4 protein-coding genes and 2 pseudogenes are annotated in these 3553 nt (G+C 70.0%); 3 read left to right on the plus strand and 3 right to left on the minus strand.

All coding sequences use genetic code 11. The features are described 5' to 3' along the window. The 3 genes and pseudogenes from Q4I23_RS31405 to Q4I23_RS31415 all read right to left on the minus strand — a co-directional run. Positions 1-376 (minus strand): annotated as a pseudogene (locus Q4I23_RS31405) (hypothetical protein); the annotation flags it as partial. A 119-nt stretch (positions 377-495) separates the two neighbouring features. After that, a complete protein-coding gene (locus Q4I23_RS31410; protein WP_498528817.1) occupies positions 496-1347 on the minus strand; it encodes an alpha/beta fold hydrolase in 852 nt (283 codons plus the stop codon). Positions 1348-1375: 28 nt separating this feature from the next. Next, positions 1376-1705 carry a lytic transglycosylase domain-containing protein gene (locus Q4I23_RS31415; RefSeq protein WP_498528818.1) on the minus strand — a complete coding sequence of 110 codons (330 nt, stop codon included), beginning with the start codon at positions 1703-1705 and terminating at the stop codon, positions 1376-1378. A gap of 74 nt (positions 1706-1779) precedes the next feature. Between Q4I23_RS31415 and Q4I23_RS31420 the strand changes: the two genes are divergently transcribed. The 3 genes and pseudogenes from Q4I23_RS31420 to Q4I23_RS31430 all read left to right on the plus strand — a co-directional run. Further along, positions 1780-2178, plus strand: coding sequence for a lytic transglycosylase domain-containing protein (locus Q4I23_RS31420; RefSeq protein ID WP_498528819.1), 399 nt, complete (start codon positions 1780-1782; stop codon positions 2176-2178). 28 nt (positions 2179-2206) lie between these two features. Beyond that, on the plus strand, positions 2207-3058 hold the full coding sequence (locus Q4I23_RS31425; RefSeq protein ID WP_498528817.1) for an alpha/beta fold hydrolase: 852 nt from the start codon (positions 2207-2209) through the stop codon (positions 3056-3058). 119 nt (positions 3059-3177) lie between these two features. Then, positions 3178-3553 (plus strand): annotated as a pseudogene (locus tag Q4I23_RS31430) (hypothetical protein); the annotation flags it as partial.

Below are 3553 nucleotides of genomic sequence, written 5' to 3' on the forward strand. Positions count from 1 at the left end.
GCGTATAATCGTCGGCAGCGTCAGATGTGTATAAGAGACAGCCGCGGACCAGCGCGCCGGCAAGCCGGGTATAGACGTCCTTGCACACCTCCTCGGTGCGGTTGCGCGGCAGATCGACGAAGTTGGCGTAGGCGACGATCCGCCGATCCTGGAAGCGGTAGAAGACGCCGCTGCGCGACACCTCGGTCCGCAGATCACGGGACAGCCCGTCCACCGTGTCGTGCAGGTCGCCGCGCAGCCGGGTCATGCCCCAGTCGAGCAGGGTCACCGGCTCCCGCGACAGCCAGTCCAGCGCGTCGCGGGCCTGAACCGGCCCCGGGATGAAGGGCAGAAACATGAAGGACGGCAACAGGACGAGCGCGACGAAACACCTCATGGCGTCGGGCCTCCGGACCATCGTTGCGGTGCGACCGTGGCAGCAATGCTATGCCAGGAGCGCGGCCATAGCCAGCCGGATTCCGGGCCGCATGCCGCGCCCAAGCGGAGGTACCCCCGTCAGTCCTCCAGCAGGAAGTCGCGCACCACGGCGATCTGGTCTCCGGTCATCAGCGCCGGGGCGTGGCCGGTGTGGGCGAACTCCACCAGACGGGCCTTGGGCCCGCGGCGGGTCATCTCCTCCGCCGTCTCCGCCGGAAGGATGTCCGAGGTGGCGCCGCGCAGCACCAGAACCGGGCAGCGGATGCGGTCCCAGACGGCCCACAAATCCACGTCCTCCATCGGCTGCGCCTTGAACGCCTCGGCGATGGCCGGGTCGTAGGCGAGGCCGTAGCAGCCGTCCGGACGCAGACGGGCGCTGTGCTCCGCCATGTGGCGCCACGCCTCGTCGGGAAGCCGCCCGAACCCCATCAGGACGAAGCGCAGATAGGATTCGACCGCCGCCAGGTCCTCGAACACCGGGTCCTTGCCGACGTAATCGGCGATGCGCTGCAAGCCCGCCTTCGGGATGAAGGGGCCGATGTCGTTGACGACCAGACGGCGGATCGGACTGTCGGGCTGGGCGGCCAGCAGCATGCCGATCAGCCCGCCCATGGAGGTGCCGACCCAATCCACCGCCTCCACCCCCAGCCGGGCGATCAGCGCCGCCATGTCGGCGCAGTATTGCGGGTAGCCGTAGAGCGTCGGGTTGGCCAGCCGGCCGCTCTTGCCGCGCCCCACCACATCCGGGCAGGCGACGCGGTAGCGGTCGGCCAGATCGAGCGCCAGCGCGTCGAAATCGCGGCCGTTGCGGGTCAGGCCATGCACGCAGACGGCGGTGCGGGCCGCGTCCTCGCGCCCCCATTGGGTGTAGGCGACGCGGTGGAACCCCGCCGCGCTGAGGCCGAGAAAGCTGCGTTCGGACATCGGCACGGGTGGCCCCTCCCCTGTTGGTTCGCTCTCAGCCCTTGCCGGGCTTCGCCAGTTCCGCCGCCTGCCGGACGACCATGGGCGACGGGTCCGCCACCGCGGCGTCGAAGGGATGCCGCGGCGCATCGTACAAGCGGCGGATGGAGCGCACGTAGTTCCGCGTCTCCTCGTAGGGCGGAACGCCCCGGTAGCGGTCCACGGCCCGCTCCCCCGCGTTGTAGCCGGCAAGGGCCAGCGTAACGTCCCCCTGGAAATAGGCCAAGAGCCAGCGCAGGTAGCGCACGCCGCCACGTATGTTCTGGGCGGGGTCGAAGACGTCGGACACGCCGAACCGCTCCGCCGTGTCGGGGATGAGCTGCATCAGCCCCGCCGCCGGAGATCATCGCGCTGGTCCACAAGACCGCGCCCCAGTACGGCCTCGACCCGGCGCTGGTCATGGCGGTGATCCGGGTGGAGAGCGCCTTCCGCTCCGACGCGGTGTCGCCGAAGGAGGCGGCGGGGCTGATGCAGCTCATCCCCGACACGGCGGAGCGGTTCGGCGTGTCCGACGTCTTCGACCCCGCCCAGAACATACGTGGCGGCGTGCGCTACCTGCGCTGGCTCTTGGCCTATTTCCAGGGGGACGTTACGCTGGCCCTTGCCGGCTACAACGCGGGGGAGCGGGCCGTGGACCGCTACCGGGGCGTTCCGCCCTACGAGGAGACGCGGAACTACGTGCGCTCCATCCGCCGCTTGTACGATGCGCCGCGGCATCCCTTCGACGCCGCGGTGGCGGACCCGTCGCCCATGGTCGTCCGGCAGGCGGCGGAACTGGCGAAGCCCGGCAAGGGCTGAGAGCGAACCAACAGGGGAGGGGCCACCCGTGCCGATGTCCGAACGCAGCTTTCTCGGCCTCAGCGCGGCGGGGTTCCACCGCGTCGCCTACACCCAATGGGGGCGCGAGGACGCGGCCCGCACCGCCGTCTGCGTGCATGGCCTGACCCGCAACGGCCGCGATTTCGACGCGCTGGCGCTCGATCTGGCCGACCGCTACCGCGTCGCCTGCCCGGATGTGGTGGGGCGCGGCAAGAGCGGCCGGCTGGCCAACCCGACGCTCTACGGCTACCCGCAATACTGCGCCGACATGGCGGCGCTGATCGCCCGGCTGGGGGTGGAGGCGGTGGATTGGGTCGGCACCTCCATGGGCGGGCTGATCGGCATGCTGCTGGCCGCCCAGCCCGACAGTCCGATCCGCCGTCTGGTCGTCAACGACATCGGCCCCTTCATCCCGAAGGCGGGCTTGCAGCGCATCGCCGATTACGTCGGCAAGGACCCGGTGTTCGAGGACCTGGCGGCGGTCGAATCCTATCTGCGCTTCGTCCTGATGGGGTTCGGGCGGCTTCCCGACGAGGCGTGGCGCCACATGGCGGAGCACAGCGCCCGTCTGCGTCCGGACGGCTGCTACGGCCTCGCCTACGACCCGGCCATCGCCGAGGCGTTCAAGGCGCAGCCGATGGAGGACGTGGATTTGTGGGCCGTCTGGGACCGCATCCGCTGCCCGGTTCTGGTGCTGCGCGGCGCCACCTCGGACATCCTTCCGGCGGAGACGGCGGAGGAGATGACCCGCCGCGGGCCCAAGGCCCGTCTGGTGGAGTTCGCCCACACCGGCCACGCCCCGGCGCTGATGACCGGAGACCAGATCGCCGTGGTGCGCGACTTCCTGCTGGAGGACTGACGGGGGTACCTCCGCTTGGGCGCGGCATGCGGCCCGGAATCCGGCTGGCTATGGCCGCGCTCCTGGCATAGCATTGCTGCCACGGTCGCACCGCAACGATGGTCCGGAGGCCCGACGCCATGAGGTGTTTCGTCGCGCTCGTCCTGTTGCCGTCCTTCATGTTTCTGCCCTTCATCCCGGGGCCGGTTCAGGCCCGCGACGCGCTGGACTGGCTGTCGCGGGAGCCGGTGACCCTGCTCGACTGGGGCATGACCCGGCTGCGCGGCGACCTGCACGACACGGTGGACGGGCTGTCCCGTGATCTGCGGACCGAGGTGTCGCGCAGCGGCGTCTTCTACCGCTTCCAGGATCGGCGGATCGTCGCCTACGCCAACTTCGTCGATCTGCCGCGCAACCGCACCGAGGAGGTGTGCAAGGACGTCTATACCCGGCTTGCCGGCGCGCTGGTCCGCGGCTGTCTCTTATACACATCTGACGCTGCCGACGATTATACGC

The sequence above is a fragment of the Azospirillum sp. UFLA03-27 genome, assembly GCF_059803775.1.

What these genes read in the sequence shown, in the direction of transcription:
- Q4I23_RS31415 (WP_498528818.1), bottom strand. Translation starts at nt 1,705, where the DNA reads ATGCAGCTCATCCCCGACACGGCGGAGCGGTTCGGCGTGTCCGACGTC.
- Q4I23_RS31420 (WP_498528819.1), top strand. Translation starts at nt 1,780, where the DNA reads ATGGCGGTGATCCGGGTGGAGAGCGCCTTCCGCTCCGACGCGGTGTCG.